Below are 14,558 nucleotides of genomic sequence, written 5' to 3'. Positions count from 1 at the left end.
CGGCCCCCCCCCCAAGGGGGTGAGGTTGAATCGAGGAGCATGTATGCAGCAAACACAGATGATTAACGCCCCGCGCCGGATCAACCCGTGGCTGGTGTTGGCGCTGGTGGCGATTCCCGTGTTCGTCGGCTCGCTGGATTTGACGATTGTCTCGGCGTTTTTGCCGGAGATCATCATCAAGCTGGAACTGCCCGTGCAGAGCGTCATCGACGACGCGGCGTGGGTGGTCACGGGCTACCTGCTGGCCTACACCATCAGCATGACGTTTATGGGACGCGTGAGCGATCTCGTCGGGCGGCGGCGCGCCTATATCGCCTGCCTGATCATCTTCATGATCGGCTCGTTCGTCGTCGCGGAAGTCGATCCGCGGGCGCGGACGGGGATCGCCGGGATCATTTATGATCTGGCGTACCGCTTTAGCCCGACGGGGGCGCGGCCTGATCCCGGTCAGATCGCGCTGGTGACGATCATCATCGGGCGCGTGATTCAGGCGTTGGGCGCGGGCGCGATAGTGCCCGTGAGTCTGGCGCTGGTCGGCGACCTGTTCCCGAAGGAAAAGCGCGCGCAGCCGCTCGGCGTGATCGGCGCGATTGATACGCTCGGCTGGGTGCTCGGTCACCTGTACGGCGGAATCATGGTGCGCTGGTTCGCGGAGTCGGGCGATGGCATTGTGAACTTCTTCCGCTCGGTTGGCTTGAACTGGGGCGTGCCGGACTGGCGCGCGCTGTTCTGGATCAACCTGCCGATCTCGCTGATCGCGCTCGTACTCACCTGGTGGGCGCTGCGCGGGGTCAAGCAGGAACGCTCCGGCGGGCGCTTTGACTGGCTCGGCACGCTGCTGATCATCGGGGCGCTGACGGCGCTCGTGCTCGGCCTCGGCGCGAATATCGAAGTGTCGGCGGATACGACGACGTTTGAGGAAGTCGGCGGGCTGCCGCCGTATGCCGCGCCCGTGCTGATCGGCGCGGTGGTGATGCTGGTGCTGTTCGTCGTGGTGGAACTCCGGTCACGCGATCCGCTGTTTGATCTGCGCGTGTTCCGGCGGCGGGCATTGTCGGCGGGACTGGTGACCAATCTGTTCGTCGGGTTCTGTCTGATGATCGGGCTGGTGAGCGTGCCGATCCTCGTCAACATTCGCATTGAAGATGCGAGCTTCCTCTCGGAAGCGGCACTGCAAGTCGGCATTCTGCTCTCCGCGCTGACCGTGCCGATGGCGTTAGCGGCGATCCCCGGTGGGTGGCTGAGTCAGCGCATTGGGAATGGATGGACGGCGGGACTCGGCTTGCTGCTGGCGGGGATCGGCTTCGCGGCGATCTGGCAGACATGGACGCTCAGCATGACCGATTCGTTGATTGCGGTCGAAATGGCGCTGGTGGGCATCGGCTTGGGCTTGACGTTCTCCCCGATCAGCGCGGCAGTTATCAATGCGGCGGATCAGGATAAGCTCGGCAGCGCGTCGGCGCTGGTGATCATCATGCGTTTGCTCGGCATGACGATCAGCGTGTCCGCGCTGACGGCGTTCGCATCGCAGCGTTTGGCCTCGTTGGCGAGCGTGGCGCTCGGCGCGCAGGTGGTTGATCCCAGCGCGGCGATCACGGTGTACGCCGATCTCACGGTCAAGGTGCTGACGGAAATCGGCTTGCTGGGCGCGGTGATCTGCGCGGTGGCGCTCCTCCCGGCGTTTCTATTGCAGAAAAGACAAGAAAGAACCTAAAGAAAGAAAAGATTCAACGCCAAGACGCCAAGACGGAAAGGCGCAAAGTGTGTTTAGATAACTTTCCTTGGCGTCTTGGCGTCCTTGCGCCTTTGCGTTGAATCTTGGTCTTTACGTCGCCGTCGTTTGTTCCTGCGCGGCTTGCTGAATCGAGCCTTCGGGCACGGAGGGCAGCTTCTCGGAGAGCGGCGGCGCGGCGTCGACCCCGCGCAGCTTGGCCGCGTACAAGTCGATCAGCTCTAGTTGGGCGACGCTCGGTCGGATGAACGGGCGCACCTGCTTGATTTTCCCCCACGCTTCGGCGGGCGTGCAGCCCGTGCTGACGAGATAGGCGGCGGTCATGGTCGGCGCGCGGCCTACGCCTTCCCAGCAGTGAATGTAGACCTGCCCGCCCTTATCAACTTCCGCCTGGATGAACTCGACCCCTTTTTGTAAGTCTTCCTGCGTCGGCGCGTGGTTATCGACGGTCGGCAGGTGCAGGTATTTGGGGCGCGAAGCCCGCCGCGCGCGTGTCGAATTCGCCGCGTAAGCTGACGCCGGCGGTTACGCCACGCTTCTGCAAGAGAAGCCAGCCCCGCGGCGTGAACTGCCCGCCAACGTGGACATGCGGTGTCACCCGGCTGAAGCGTTCGGTCGGCGCGCCCCCGACGCGGCGGATGATCTGGTCGACGGCTTCGAGCAGCGTGACGAACAGCCCCTGCTTGCGCAATTGCTGGAGCAGATGCAGCGCATGCTTGAGCGGATTCGGTTCGACCACATCGGCGGGCGTAGCGATGACTTCGGGAATTTCCGGCTGATTTAATTCCTTGACCGGATTTTCGATGGGTTTGGCGTCGACGGATGGATTCAGCTTCTTTTCGGCTGCGGTGGGCGGGGATGGCTTCAACTCGGTCGGATCAGATGGCAGTTGATCACTCATACAATCGCCTCTCAACAGATGATACGAAATGGGGGGATAACCTACCCCACCCCTCCCGTCAGGGAGGGGAGTTTTTAAGTGTTTCCCACTGGAACGCGGAGTTATTTCGCCAAAACTCCCTGTGGGGACGGCGCCTCGTCCTGTTTTCCCTGGATTGGACAAAAAGCCTGTGTTCCGTGAACGCAAAAGCTCGCTTTAGCAAGTCGGGTTACGGCCGTGTTGTCCCTGACACTAGGCCAGGCATGCCTCGTCCACGGACGAAAAGCCCTACCTCCCCTGGTCACCACCTGGCCCCTCCCCGAATTCAGGGAGGGGGGCCAGAAGAAAGATCAACCTCACCCCTAACCCCTCTCCTAAAGGAGAGGGGGATAACAGCCTCACCCCTAAATCCCCTCTTCTAGAGGCGAGGGGACTGGAAAGGCAGGCTGCCCTTAATCCCCCTTCGGTTCCGCCGCCTTGACCTGCTCCGCGGCATCGTCGATGGTCTCCGGGTTCGGGACGATGACGCGCACGGCATTCGGAACGACCGTCGCGGTGACGGGCGTATCGTGGATGATTTCGCCGTCACATTCAATGCTCTGCGGCGGATCAGCTTCCAGCTTGATCGACTTGGCCTGCCAGTGCGGGAGATCCTGCGCCAGCCCGACCGCATTGGCCGCCGCCTGCATCAGCGAACCGATGGTGATGTCGCTGAGCACGATCACGTCGAGCAGACCGTCACTCACGCTGGCCTTCTTGGTGAGCGTCAGCCCGGGAACGCCGAGGTTGATCGAGTTGGCGATGAAGGCGGCCATACCTTCGGCCTGCACAGTTTCGCCGCCATCCAGCGTGATGGTGTAAACGGATTTCTGCGCCTTCGGCAGGGCTTGCAGCGCCGACAGGCCATAGGCCAGCACGCCCACCCGGTTCTTGACCTCGCGATCTGCGCCCTTGGTGGTCTCCGCGAAGAAGCCAATGCCCAACCGCAGCATGAACATCTGCTGATCGCCGAGCCGTCCCATATCAATCTGGCGGATCTGCCGCGCGTCACTGCACACCAGCGCGACCGCTTCTTCGAGATTGCCGGGGATGCCCAATTCGACCGACATCACGTTGGCTGAGCCGCCGGGGAAGATCGCCAGGGGCACGTCCGCCCCATTCATCCCGGAAGCGACTTCCATCACTGTGCCGTCACCGCCATACACGCCGACCGCATCGACGCCTGCCGCAATGGCTTCGCGGGCGAAGCGTTCGGCATCGCCCGCTTCCTTGGTGAGCTTCACATCCCAATCGACTTTAGCGGCGCGAAAGGCACGGTTCATGATGGCGAGCATGGGCGCATCCTGTCCGGACGCCGGGTTGATGATAACTTGGACGGTCTTGATCGAGTCGGGCATGCTGGCTCCTATTGGACGACAGGCTGCGTCGGCAGATAAATCACTTGGCCGACAAACAAGGTGTCTTGATCGGTAATGCAGTTGGACGCGGCGAGATCCGCGACCGGCGTATCGGTTTGCAGTGAGAGCAAGCCGAGTGTGTCGCCGGATTCGACCACATAGGTGATCCAGCCGGGCGGCTGCGGGCAGTTCGGGTTGGTGGCGAGCGTCGCGCCACCGCCGGAGCCCACGCCGGAGATATCGAGCGTAGGCGTGGCCGCGCCGAGGCCCGTCTGATCGGGCGCGAACGGCGTGCTGAACTGGAGCGCCGGGTCCACGGTAGGGAACGGCGCGGTGGTGGGCGTCGGGGGAACATTGCTCAATGTGCACGCCAGCAGCATCAAAGCGAGCAGCGCCAGTAGGATTCTCATCGTCTCGTCCTTTGCTTAACGGACATTGTAAGGCGCATTATAGCGCACCCTGTCCCAGACGATAGATTTTCCTAACGATCAGCTTAAGTTTCAAGCAGTTAGTAGACGAACAAATGAACTTATGCTACGCTACTAAAACAGAACAAACGTATTACATTTTTAGACGCAGGTCAGGAGTGAGATGATGCCAGCACCACGGGATCCAGCCGCCGAGACGGCCAATATGATCGCCAATCTGGAGAAATCGACCGGCAAGACCATCGATCAATGGGTGGCGATCGCCAAAGGCAGCGGTTTACAAAAGCACGGCGAGATGCTCAAGTTTTTGCAAACGGAACACGGATTGTCTTATGGCTATGCGAACCTCATCGTGCACACCGCCAACAGCAGCGCCGCCGCGACCACAGACGACCGCGACAGCCTGATCGAGGCGCAGTATGCCGGGGGCAAAGCAGCGCTGCGCCCGATCTACGATCAGTTAGCCGACATCATCCGCGGGTTTGGCGATGATGTCGAGTTCGTGCCGATGAAAGCCTATGTGAGCGTGCGCCGCAACAAGCAGTTCGCCTGTTTGCAGCCCGCGACCAAGAGCCGCTTTGACGTTGGTCTGAAGCTCAAGGGCGTGCAGCCCACCGAACGCCTGACCGAAGGCGGCTTCAACGGCATGGTGTCGCATCTCGTCAAGCTGACCGACAGCGCGCAGATCGACGATGAGCTGATCGCGTGGCTCAAGCAGGCCTACGAGACGAACTAAGCCGATCAGCGCCAGCTGCCCCACGTACAGCTTGCTTGAAACCCCACTCGCATGCAAGTTGCCTGAGGCGGAAAAACCGCTTTTGTTGGCTCCCCTCCCTGAATTCGGGGAGGGGTCGGAATCCGACTTTTGAGACATCCTGATACCTGCTTACCCTCGACACGAAAACCCATTTCCCCCAACCAACTCGTCCGCCTGAATTGACCACTTGACAATCACGCAAATCCCTATACTATCTAGGTATTCCTAATTGTATTAGGTAAACCAAATTGGAGTAGGTTTGAGTGACTGAACGCAAGACACTCTCGCCCAAGCAGCGCCGTCAGCGCAACCGGGAAGAAATGATCGAGGCCATCGTCAACTCCGCCCGTCAGATCATGCGTGAGCAAGGAGTCGCGGCGCTCAACCTGAACGAGATCGCGCGGATGCTCGGCATGCAGACGCCGTCGCTCTATGAGTACTTCCCGAACAAGCTGGCGCTCTACGATCACTTGTTTCCGGGTGGGTACGCGGCATTTTCGCGCTTACATGGCGCAGATCCGGGCGGATGCGGCAGCAGCGGCTGGCTGGGAAGAGGGGCTGCAAGTGATGACGGCCTACGTTCAATGGTCGGTGGAGAATCCGGAGTTGTTCAAACTGCTGTTTGAACGCCATGTCCCCGGTTTTGTCCCCTCCGACGAGAGCATGGCCGAGATGTACGCGGCGCTCACCGAAGGCCGCCAACAGTTAGGTGACAGCTTGCGCGCCGCAAATCTCGATCCCGGGCTTTCGCTCGATCAGGCGCTCGACCTGTTTATCGCCATCCAGCACGGAATTACGGCGCTGCATCTCGCCAACAGTCCCGATTTACCCATCGGGGAGGGGCGGTTTAGCACCCGAGCCATCCAATGCAGGTTATGACACGCGTATCCCAGTTCACAGACTACAGTGCGGCACAACCCGCCGCGGCCATTCCTAAGCTGGCTCCGCCTGAGGTGATCCCGCTGGCGCGCGTCGAATTGGAACGGTTCCTGGCGCTGGTCGAAACGCTGACGCCCGCCGACCTCAACCAACCGACCGACTGCACCCTGTGGTCGGTCAAAGACATCATCGCGCATCAGGCCAGCCATGTGTTTGGGCTGACGCGCTTCGGCGAATTCATGGATCAGTTCAACCCGCTGCGCGCCCGCGCTTACACGGCCCGAGGCATGAACGGGCTCGATGCGGCGAACCAGCGGCAGATCGATTTGCGCGCGCAGTGGTCGCTGGCCCAGTTGATCGCCGAAATGCGCGATCACCGGGAGGCTTCGTTCGCCGGACGGCAGCGGTTTCCCGCCCTGCTGCGGCGCGTGACCATCCCGGTCCCCGGTTCGAACCTGCGGGTGAGCTTAGGCGATCTGATCGACAATATTTACACGCGGGATATGTGGATGCATCGCGCGGATATCTGCCGGGCGACCGGGCGCGAGATGGTGCAGACGGCAGACCACGACGGGCGCATCGTGGCGCTGGTGGTGCGGGAGCTGGATCGCACCCTGAACGCCAGCCTGAATGGGCAGAGCGTGCTGTATCGCCTGACCGGACCGGCGGGCGGGGCATGGCTGGTCGGCGGAAACAACCCGCCCGAAGCGACGATCACGATGGATGGGCTGGAGTTCAACCGGCTGGCATCCGGGCGCGTTAGCGCGCAGCAGGTGCTGGATCAGGGCTTGGCGCAGATCGAAGGTCGGCGTGAGCTAGCGGAGAGCGCTCTGCGCCAGACGGTTGTGTTGTATTAGGGATAACCTAGCCTTCCAGATAACGGGCGAGATCTGCCCCCCCCCCGGCCCCCCCCAGGAGCAAACATCTCCGCCACGCGTGGAGGTAGGGTAATCGCGGGCTTCCTGCGGTTCGGTGTGGATGGTGACGCGGGCGATGCGGGGAAGTTCGAGGCGCAGCAGCATCTCGGCGCGTTCCGCGAGGTCGTGCGCGTCTTCGAGCGTCATAGTGGCGGCGAGCGCGACGTGCAGCGTACACGCATAGTAGCCGCTGCCATTGAGCGCCGACACGCGCAGTTCGTGCCAGTCCGCCGTCGGGAAGTGGTCGCGCAGCAGTGTGAGCGCCTGTACCTTGAGATCTTTCGCCTCGCGGGAGAAATCGCCGCTCGACTCGGTGAGCTTGGGCTCGATGTGTGTGACGACTTCGACCACATCCGGCAGCGCCGAACGGATCGAGCTTTCCAGTTCGCTGGCCTGTTCGTGCGCCTCGCCGAGCGTCTGATTCGGCGGCACTTCGACATGCATCTCCATGACTTTGCCGTAGTTGGCGTCGATCACGCGGACTTCGTGCGTGTTCAGGCCGAGCGCATCGGCACGGGCGCGGGCGGTTTGCGCATAATCGCGTTCGTCGTAGCCGCTCGGCTGAAAATGCACTTCGACTTCGGAGATGCCCGTCAGATGCGCGCGCATTTTCTCGTCAATTGCTTCGGTGATGGCGGCGGTCTGCTCGGCGGTCGTGCCCGGTGCGACTTCCACATCAATGTCGATGAAGGCGGCGTCGATGGTGCCCCCGGCTGCGCGCGCGGATCACCTTGCGCACGGCGGGGACTTCGCCCGCGAACTGTGCCAGTTCCCCAGACTTGTAGGGCGCGGTATCGACCAGCACGCCGCCCGTCTGCTTGATGATTTGCCACGCCGCCCGCCCGATCAACACGACGATGATGAGCGCGGCGACGGGGTCCGCCCACGTCCAGTTGAAGAACGCGACCAGCACCATACTGACGAGCACAGAGAGCGTCACGAACACGTCCGCGCCTGTGTTCGCCGCGTCGGCGATGAGCAGTTCGGAGTTGAGACGCTTCCCGGCGGCGCCTTCGTAGCGGCTGATGAACAGGTTGACGCCGAGCGTGGCGATCAACACGATAAACGAGAGCGGCGACAGCTCCGGCTTTTCACCACTGGTCAGACGTTCAATGGCGCTGGTGATGATCTCGTATGCCGTGAAGATCAAGAGGATGCCGACGGCGAGCGCGGCGAGCGTTTCATAGCGCCGATGGCCGTACGGGTGATCCTCGTCGGCGGGTTTGCCCGCGATGGCGTTCGCGCCCAAGCCGATCAGGTTGGACGAGCCGTCCATTAGCGAGTGGAAGCCGTCCGCCGTGATCGAGACTGCGCCCGTCAGCGCGCCCACAATGATTTTGCCGACGGCGACGGCGAGGTTGAGCACCAGCGTGATGATCAACACCCGGCGCACTTGGTGGCGTGCATCCATTGAGAGTCATCCCTACTCACCTCACCCCTATATCCCTTCTCCGGGGAGAGGGGATTTGCAGCGGGTCGCCAGATTCCCCCTCGCCTTTGGGAGAGGGGGTTAGGGGGTGAGGTTGCGAATAAACGGACGCCATGAATTGCGTCCCGACGAATAATTCCATCGTAGGGGACGATTCCCGGTTTTGACAATCTTTTTCGCAAATGTTCGTCCAACGCTAACCGAGATTTAGGCACGGCGAAAAGCGATTTCAAGCCATTTCCACTTATTAACGGTATATACTTTCTTTTATCATCGTTTATTTATTCCCCGGTAACCCCAGCAGGAAATTTCATGCTTGAACTCTCCCTACATAACCGAATTGCGGTCCTCACTGATAGCGATAATGCAGAACTGAAATACCTTGAACAAGCACTGAGGCTGATCGAGTATTACGGCAAAATAGAAATTTGCCGTGCATATGGGGATTGGGAACGTCCTGGTCGTGTCCGTTGGCGCAAGAAAATTAGACGCGCTGCAGATTGAACGCCGACAGGTTAAAGGAGGCAGGAAGAACGCGACCGATCACGGGTTAATTTTCGAAGCGGCGGAGATGGCAGCAGATGGCTTTTTTCCCTATGTAAATGTCATCATCATCGTTTCTGCTGATGGGGATTTCGTAACCCTTCGTGATCAACTCGAAACTCGTGGGAAATATGTATATGTTATGGGTAACAGAGCGAAAACCTCCCCCACATTGCAAGCGTCTGGGTACATCACGCATTATCTGGAAGATCTCACTGCCGAACTCACAGTTCTTGAACAGCGCTATCCCGTTGTACCGCAGGACGTGAGGAAATTTCTTCACTTTGCTCGGCTTGCCTATTTTGATCTATCAAACGAACTTTATGTTTGGATCAGCCAACAGAACTTCGAGACGAGATTACGCGAACTGTATGCGGACTTCGAAACGCAATTCGGAAAATACTCCTTATCTGCACTACTCAAGAGCGTTGCGCAAGAGTTCGAGTATGATGGGCAGCAGGTTCGCCGAATTGATGCGCACCTCGAATCCGCGCGCTATGCCGAACTCGTCCAAGCCTTTGACCGTACAGAGAAGGAATATGGCAAAGTCTCGCTGTCAAACATGGGCAAGAACCTGCGTCAATTCGGTAAGCATTATGAACATCGCTTTGGCAAGACAAAATTGAGTGTATGGATTAGAGAATATCCAGAGATTTTCAAAATCGAGGATGGGTACGTTAATTACGTTTATTGAGGGTTATTCCGGGGTGAATCCTCCCCATCATGACTCATCTGCTATAATGCCCGCGTAACGTGTCGTGAGGCATTCATGGACCCTGTTGTTTGTGCCGATCCTCGTGGTCGGGTTTGCCGCATCGCTCGGCTTGACGCCCCTCTCGCGGGCGCTGGCGCTGCGATTGGGCGTGGTCGATAAGCCAAATCAGCGCAAAATCCATAAGGATCGCAGCCGCTGATGGGCGGGTTGGCGATCTTCGGTGGGCTGGCGATTGCGATCTGCTTCACGCCGCCGCACTATATGCTCGGATCTGGCGCGTTCTTGATCGGCGCGGCGCTGCTCGCCATCGTCGGCCTGATCGACGACCGCTACGAGCTGGGCATCAAGGCCAAGATGATCGCGCAGGTGGCCGCCGGGCTGATCGTCGTCGCGGCAGGCATTCACATTCAACTGTTCAATTTCCCCGTGCTCGACATTCTGCTGACGCTTTTCTGGATCGTCGCGCTGACGAATGCGCTCAACTTCCTCGACAACATGGACGGTCTGACCTCCGGCCTGAGCGCGATTGCGGCGGGCTGGTTCACGCTGATCGCCTTCAACGAAGGCTTGACGTTGGTCAGCGCTCAGCCGCAGCGCTGGCAGGCAGTGCCATCGGCTTTCTGGTGTACAACTTCAGCCCGGCAGCCATCTTCATGGGCGATATGGGGGGTCGATGGTGCTCGGCTTCACGCTGGCGATTCTCGGCATCAAGCTAATTCGGGCAGCAGCCACTCGGCGTGACGTGGATGGTGCCGATTCTCGTGCTGGCGCTGCCCGTGTTCGACATTCACCTCGTGGTGATCACACGCCTGCTGGAAGGGCGATCACCGGGGCAGGCGGGCAAGGATCACACGTCGCACCGCCTGATGAGCCTCGGCTTGAGTCAGCGCTGGACGCTGCTCGTGCTCTACAGCGCGTGCCTGTTCTTCGGGGCGATGGGCGTGGCGGTCAGCGTGTTCCCGTTCAATCTGGCGCTGCTGACCGGGGCCATCGGGCTGGCGCTGCTGGGCGCGGCCTTCATTTTTATGATGTTCGTGCGGCGAAAATATCAGCTACAATCGGCGAAGAGCAGTTAAAAGTAGCAAGTAAAAAAGCAATCTGAGTTTAGCTTGGTTTAGCCTACGCTGCTGCTGATCCTCTCTAGGGGCGAGGGATGGAGTCGAGGATAGAACGCAAACTCCCTTCCAAACTGAAGCTAAAAGTGGCATCAAGTGCTCGCTTTTAACTTTTAACTTTCGACTTTTAACTTTCAACTTAGGAAGGTAGCATGAGCGAAACTTACGTTGTTACCGGCGGCGCGGGCTTCATCGGATCGCACATCGCCGAGCATTTACTGCGACAGGGTCACCGCGTCCGCATTGTCGATAACTTCGTCACGGGTAAACGAACGAATGTCGCCGAGTTATCCGGCGATCTGGAAGTCTTCGAAGTCAACATCACCGATAAAGCGGCGCTAGACACGGCGTTCGCCGGGGCGGACTATGTGTTCCATCAGGCGGCGCTGGCCTCGGTGCCGCGCTCTGTCGCCGACCCGCTGACGTCTAACGAATACAACGTCACCGGAACGCTGAATGTGCTGCTGGCAGCGCGTGACGCGGGCGTGAAGCGCGTGGCCTATGCGGCCTCATCGTCGGCGTATGGCGACATCGAAGGCGAGTTTAAAACCGAAGACATACGCCGAAGCCGCTCTCGCCTTACGCGGTCGCGAAGCTGGCGGGCGAATACTACTGCAAGTCGTTCACCGAAGTGTACGGGCTGGAGACGGTCGCGCTGCGCTACTTCAACGTGTTCGGGCCGCGGCAGGACGAAACCTCGCAGTATGCCGCCGCGTGATCCCGCGCTTCGTCGCCGCCATGTCGCGCGGGGAAGCGCCGACGATCTACGGCGACGGCGAGCAGAGCCGCGACTTCACGTACATCGACAATGTCGTGCATGGCAACCTGCTGGCGATTCAGGCGCCGGATGCGGCGGGCGCGATGATGAACCTCGCGACGGGGGCGCATTTCGCTGCTCGACCTCGTGGACAAAATCAACGGCATTCTCGGCACCAACATCACGCCGATCTTCGAGGAAGGGCGCGCGGGCGACATCAAGCATTCGCGCGCGGCGACCGACAAAGCCCGCGATCTGCTCGATTACGCGCCGGTGGTCGATTTTGACACGGGGCTGGCGCGCACGGTTGAGTGGTTCCTCAAGAGATAGGACTGAGGACTGAGGTGAAAGGACTAAGTGAGGTGGGTAAGCCTGCTTGGCTTCGTGTAGGAATAGGGGCACAGAGGCGGCTGGTTTTCACTCAGTTCTTAGTCCTCAGCGCTCAGTCCTGTACCGAAGGTAATCTATGAAAGTCGTTCATCATCAAAGCGACGCGGGTCGCGGGGGCGGAGCGCCACCTGATGACGCTGCTGCCTGCGCTCAAGGCGCGGGTGTCGACGACGCTGCTGCTGATCCACGAGCGGGCAAGCCCGTCGAGGAGTTCGCGCCGGAGGGCGTGCCCGTGGTGCGCGTGCCGATCGGGCGGCATCTCGATTTCGGCGTGATCGGGCGGCTGCGAACGGCGCTGCGCCAGCCTGCCAAGCCGGATATCGCGCATACGCATCTGCTGCACGCTGATCTCTGGCGGCATCGCGGCGAAGCTGGCGCGCGTACGCCGCACGGTGATCAGTCGGCACAATGTGACGACCAGTTCCGCACGCTGATCCCCATGCGCCTCGTCAACACATCCTGTGGCGGCTGGCCTCCGCCGGAATCGCGATCTCGGAGTCGGTGCGGCGTTCTGCATCCGCGTGGAGAGTGTCAAGCGCAGAAAAATCCACCCATCCACTACGGGCGCGCAACTGCCAGGTGGAGGCTGGCCTCTCGGAGCGGTCGATGAACTCGGGCTGAACCCGGACGCGTCCATCCTCGGTGTGCCGCCTGACGCAGAAGGGGCTGGTCTCCAGCCTGCGCGCGTTCGCTCGGCTGGATGCGCCGAACGCCGTCAGTGGTGATCGCCAGGGATGGCAATCTGCGCGGGTCGCGCAAGCCGAAGCGCCGATCAGCGTGGCCGACCGCGTGCACTTCTCGGTTGGCGGAGGATACCGCGCAGTTGATGGCCGCCTTCGACATCTTGTTGCCGCGCCGAGCCCGTGGGAAGGCTTTGGGCTGGTGCTGCTGGAAGCGATGGCGTAGCAACGCCGATCATCGCGTCGAATGTGGAGCGCGATCCCGGAAATTGGCGGCCGCTGCACCGCGGGACGGGCAAGCTCGTGCCGCCGCGACCCCCCGCCGCTGGCGCGGGCGCTCAACGGAGCGATCGCGGGACCTCCGCACTGCGGCGGCATATGGGGTTAGTCGGGGATCGGCTGGAGACGGCATCCAGCGTGGAGCGCATGACCGAGCAAACGGTCAAACGCTATGAGCGGTTGATTTATTGATCTTGCGCGCCGGAGACTTTATGCCCGTGTACAGGATTTTGTGCGGACTAGCGTCGTCCTGCGCGGTTCGACCTCTGCCTGTGCGACGGAATGTGAGAGCTAAGAGTGCCAAAGGATCGTTTTGAAACGGCTCAGTGCCCAGAGCGCGTGTTCACGGACATCCTCGTACGGATCATGAAGCGGTCGATTAATGGCCCGACTGCCCGTGCGTCTCCAGGAATCCCGTAGCATATCAGCAGCGCGGCGGACATTCTTATCCGGGATCGCGCAAAGCGGCAATAAGGGGTTCAACTTTGCCCATAAATCTCTCAATTGCGTTAGCGCGAATGGGCCGTATATAGCGGACATTCTTATCCGGATCGTGCAAAGCAGCGATAAGGGGTTCAACCGCCCGCGCATCCCAACTTCCCTAACGCATCTGCTACCCCATAGGAAAGTTCCGTTCGATCACGGAGGGCAGCGATCAGTGGTTCTACCGACGCATTCTGCAAATTCCCGGAGAGCATCGGTTAACTCTGATAAGGATGCGCTCGGATCGTGCAGCGCGGCGATCAACGGCCGACTGCCCGTATATCCCTAGTATCACTAGAACCCTTACGGCGGTAGCACGATCAGGGTTCACTATTGGTTGGCGTAGAACGTCCAGTGACCACTGAACTGAGCATACTCGGCGCAACTGCAGATGCAGAAAGCTGTGGCAGCCCCATCTCTACGAGTACCAGCGTCGAGCCGGAGCGCGGAGTCGATAACCAGTACCATCCGATCCCCACATCACTAGCGAGAATAAGCCTGTTGTCACGCTGCCAATCACCGAGTGAAGCTACAGCAGCCTTACCCAAGCGCGCCTTCAGGTTTAGTCTGCACTATAAGGCAGTGGATGCTCGGGATTGCGTTTTTGTTCTCAAATACCCAACGGCGCTCAATGAACACATCCCAAATTTTGTCATTCAGATCACCTGCACTCAGATCCTGAAGGCGCGTGCCACTCCTCGCCTCCTCTAAGCCGACGCGAATAACGCCAAGCAGCAGCGGGGTGCGCAGCCTTTCTTTGAGATCAAGTTGTCCGTTTGCACCACTGCCCATAAATCCGGTAGGTCGCCTAGATATGACGCCATCTGATCATCGTCTGGCCTTTCCTAACCGGACAACGCAGCTTAAACCTGCCTGTTGCCGATCTGGCGGTATTCTTGAACGCGGCTGCTGAGGATGAGCTTGCTGTTGGCAGCAGTTTGAAAGCGTTCGCGGGGATCATAAGCCACTGTTCACCATCCGGCTTGGCGGATCGACCGGAGCGACGGTCGCCGGTTTCGCTCAAGCCGTCGAGAAGCAGCAGCGATCGATCCGGGATCAATTGGCTTACGCAGATCGGTCGCCGAGAGGTCAGGTTCGCCCGCCGTCAGCCATTCCGCTAGCGGCGTTTGTTCGCTGAATCCCACCCGCTGATACGGGCGAACACGGGCAGTGGCTG

Annotated in this window: 20 protein-coding genes and 1 pseudogene; 13 read left to right on the top strand and 8 right to left on the bottom strand. The window is 60.2% G+C overall.

Annotated features, from left to right (window positions below; all coding sequences use genetic code 11):
* Positions 1-43 precede the first annotated feature (43 nt).
* The gene (locus IPK17_RS38105; RefSeq protein WP_343422984.1) at positions 44-1,714 is read left to right on the top strand and encodes an MFS transporter; all 1,671 of its coding nucleotides are present in this window, start codon (positions 44-46) and stop codon (positions 1,712-1,714) included.
* Between the two features lie 111 nt (positions 1,715-1,825).
* Here the strand turns inward: IPK17_RS38105 and IPK17_RS38100 are convergent, their stop codons facing one another.
* The 4 genes from IPK17_RS38100 to IPK17_RS38085 form a co-directional block, all read right to left on the bottom strand.
* A complete protein-coding gene (locus tag IPK17_RS38100) occupies positions 1,826-2,188 on the bottom strand; it encodes a protein-tyrosine phosphatase family protein (protein WP_343423120.1) in 363 nt (120 codons plus the stop codon).
* Positions 2,172-2,633 (bottom strand): hypothetical protein, encoded by a 462-nt coding sequence (locus IPK17_RS38095; protein WP_343422983.1) that lies wholly within the window; start codon positions 2,631-2,633, stop codon positions 2,172-2,174. Before IPK17_RS38095 ends, IPK17_RS38100 begins: the two co-directional genes overlap by 17 nt.
* A 431-nt stretch (positions 2,634-3,064) precedes the next feature.
* On the bottom strand, positions 3,065-4,009 hold the full coding sequence (locus IPK17_RS38090) for a diacylglycerol/lipid kinase family protein (RefSeq protein WP_343422982.1): 945 nt from the start codon (positions 4,007-4,009) through the stop codon (positions 3,065-3,067).
* Positions 4,010-4,017: 8 nt separating this feature from the next.
* Positions 4,018-4,419, bottom strand: coding sequence for a LysM peptidoglycan-binding domain-containing protein (locus tag IPK17_RS38085; protein WP_343419894.1), 402 nt, complete (start codon positions 4,417-4,419; stop codon positions 4,018-4,020).
* A 181-nt stretch (positions 4,420-4,600) separates the two neighbouring features.
* Between IPK17_RS38085 and IPK17_RS38080 the strand changes: the two genes are divergently transcribed.
* The 4 genes from IPK17_RS38080 to IPK17_RS38065 all read left to right on the top strand — a co-directional run bounded on the left by IPK17_RS38080 (position 4,601) and on the right by IPK17_RS38065 (position 6,930).
* Complete coding sequence (locus IPK17_RS38080; RefSeq protein WP_343422981.1) at positions 4,601-5,173, top strand: DUF4287 domain-containing protein; 573 nt, start codon at positions 4,601-4,603, stop codon at positions 5,171-5,173.
* Between the two features lie 284 nt (positions 5,174-5,457).
* Positions 5,458-5,820, top strand: a complete 363-nt coding sequence (locus tag IPK17_RS38075) for a TetR/AcrR family transcriptional regulator (RefSeq protein ID WP_343422980.1) — start codon at positions 5,458-5,460, stop codon at positions 5,818-5,820.
* Complete coding sequence (locus IPK17_RS38070; RefSeq protein ID WP_343422979.1) at positions 5,801-6,073, top strand: hypothetical protein; 273 nt, start codon at positions 5,801-5,803, stop codon at positions 6,071-6,073. Before IPK17_RS38075 ends, IPK17_RS38070 begins: the two co-directional genes overlap by 20 nt.
* Positions 6,070-6,930: a maleylpyruvate isomerase family mycothiol-dependent enzyme gene (locus IPK17_RS38065; RefSeq protein ID WP_343422978.1), complete on the top strand. Its 861-nt coding sequence runs from the start codon at positions 6,070-6,072 to the stop codon at positions 6,928-6,930. The genes IPK17_RS38070 and IPK17_RS38065 overlap by 4 nt, the downstream gene beginning before the upstream one ends.
* On the opposite strand, the gene IPK17_RS38060 is transcribed toward IPK17_RS38065, so the two are convergent.
* Positions 6,889-7,665, bottom strand: coding sequence for a cation transporter dimerization domain-containing protein (locus IPK17_RS38060; RefSeq protein ID WP_343422977.1), 777 nt, complete (start codon positions 7,663-7,665; stop codon positions 6,889-6,891). The genes IPK17_RS38065 and IPK17_RS38060 overlap by 42 nt on opposite strands.
* Before the next feature lies 1 nt (position 7,666).
* A complete protein-coding gene (locus tag IPK17_RS38055; protein ID WP_343422976.1) occupies positions 7,667-8,401 on the bottom strand; it encodes a cation diffusion facilitator family transporter in 735 nt (244 codons plus the stop codon).
* 481 nt (positions 8,402-8,882) lie between these two features.
* Between IPK17_RS38055 and IPK17_RS38050 the strand changes: the two genes are divergently transcribed.
* From IPK17_RS38050 to IPK17_RS38015, 8 genes and pseudogenes are all read left to right on the top strand, one after another.
* On the top strand, positions 8,883-9,656 hold the full coding sequence (locus IPK17_RS38050) for an NYN domain-containing protein (protein WP_343422975.1): 774 nt from the start codon (positions 8,883-8,885) through the stop codon (positions 9,654-9,656).
* A 91-nt stretch (positions 9,657-9,747) separates the two neighbouring features.
* Positions 9,748-9,876 carry a hypothetical protein gene (locus IPK17_RS38045; RefSeq protein ID WP_343422974.1) on the top strand — a complete coding sequence of 43 codons (129 nt, stop codon included), beginning with the start codon at positions 9,748-9,750 and terminating at the stop codon, positions 9,874-9,876.
* Complete coding sequence (locus tag IPK17_RS38040) at positions 9,876-10,418, top strand: MraY family glycosyltransferase (protein WP_343422973.1); 543 nt, start codon at positions 9,876-9,878, stop codon at positions 10,416-10,418. The genes IPK17_RS38045 and IPK17_RS38040 overlap by 1 nt, the downstream gene beginning before the upstream one ends.
* A gap of 5 nt (positions 10,419-10,423) precedes the next feature.
* Positions 10,424-10,753: a hypothetical protein gene (locus tag IPK17_RS38035; RefSeq protein ID WP_343422972.1), complete on the top strand. Its 330-nt coding sequence runs from the start codon at positions 10,424-10,426 to the stop codon at positions 10,751-10,753.
* Positions 10,754-10,944: 191 nt separating this feature from the next.
* Positions 10,945-11,879 (top strand): annotated as a pseudogene (locus IPK17_RS38030) (SDR family oxidoreductase).
* 136 nt (positions 11,880-12,015) lie between these two features.
* Entirely contained in the window at positions 12,016-12,549 is a 534-nt protein-coding gene (locus IPK17_RS38025; RefSeq protein WP_343422971.1) for a hypothetical protein, read from the top strand.
* 32 nt (positions 12,550-12,581) lie between these two features.
* The gene (locus IPK17_RS38020) at positions 12,582-12,845 is read left to right on the top strand and encodes a glycosyltransferase family protein (RefSeq protein ID WP_343422970.1); all 264 of its coding nucleotides are present in this window, start codon (positions 12,582-12,584) and stop codon (positions 12,843-12,845) included.
* On the top strand, positions 12,803-13,090 hold the full coding sequence (locus IPK17_RS38015) for a hypothetical protein (protein ID WP_343422969.1): 288 nt from the start codon (positions 12,803-12,805) through the stop codon (positions 13,088-13,090). Before IPK17_RS38020 ends, IPK17_RS38015 begins: the two co-directional genes overlap by 43 nt.
* An 831-nt stretch (positions 13,091-13,921) precedes the next feature.
* Here IPK17_RS38015 and IPK17_RS38010 read toward each other — a convergent pair.
* Positions 13,922-14,173 (bottom strand): hypothetical protein, encoded by a 252-nt coding sequence (locus IPK17_RS38010; RefSeq protein WP_343422968.1) that lies wholly within the window; start codon positions 14,171-14,173, stop codon positions 13,922-13,924.
* A gap of 179 nt (positions 14,174-14,352) precedes the next feature.
* Positions 14,353-14,558: hypothetical protein (locus IPK17_RS38005; RefSeq protein ID WP_343422967.1), on the bottom strand; the 206-nt coding region annotated here is incomplete at its 5' end.

This window comes from Candidatus Flexifilum breve, assembly GCF_016713355.1.
The sequence above is the reverse complement of the archived record's forward strand: the minus strand, read 5'-3'. Positions and strand labels throughout refer to the sequence as shown.

Excerpts from the sequence above, each read along its gene's own strand:
- IPK17_RS38065 (WP_343422978.1), top strand. The coding sequence starts at position 6,070 with ATGACACGCGTATCCCAGTTCACAGACTACAGTGCGGCACAACCCGCC.
- IPK17_RS38090 (WP_343422982.1), bottom strand. The coding sequence starts at position 4,009 with ATGCCCGACTCGATCAAGACCGTCCAAGTTATCATCAACCCGGCGTCC.
- IPK17_RS38105 (WP_343422984.1), top strand. The coding sequence starts at position 44 with ATGCAGCAAACACAGATGATTAACGCCCCGCGCCGGATCAACCCGTGG.
- IPK17_RS38095 (WP_343422983.1), bottom strand. The coding sequence starts at position 2,633 with ATGAGTGATCAACTGCCATCTGATCCGACCGAGTTGAAGCCATCCCCG.
- IPK17_RS38085 (WP_343419894.1), bottom strand. The coding sequence starts at position 4,419 with ATGAGAATCCTACTGGCGCTGCTCGCTTTGATGCTGCTGGCGTGCACA.
- IPK17_RS38040 (WP_343422973.1), top strand. The coding sequence starts at position 9,876 with ATGGGCGGGTTGGCGATCTTCGGTGGGCTGGCGATTGCGATCTGCTTC.
- IPK17_RS38035 (WP_343422972.1), top strand. The coding sequence starts at position 10,424 with ATGGTGCCGATTCTCGTGCTGGCGCTGCCCGTGTTCGACATTCACCTC.
- IPK17_RS38025 (WP_343422971.1), top strand. The coding sequence starts at position 12,016 with ATGAAAGTCGTTCATCATCAAAGCGACGCGGGTCGCGGGGGCGGAGCG.
- IPK17_RS38055 (WP_343422976.1), bottom strand. The coding sequence starts at position 8,401 with ATGGATGCACGCCACCAAGTGCGCCGGGTGTTGATCATCACGCTGGTG.
- IPK17_RS38010 (WP_343422968.1), bottom strand. The coding sequence starts at position 14,173 with ATGGGCAGTGGTGCAAACGGACAACTTGATCTCAAAGAAAGGCTGCGC.
- IPK17_RS38080 (WP_343422981.1), top strand. The coding sequence starts at position 4,601 with ATGATGCCAGCACCACGGGATCCAGCCGCCGAGACGGCCAATATGATC.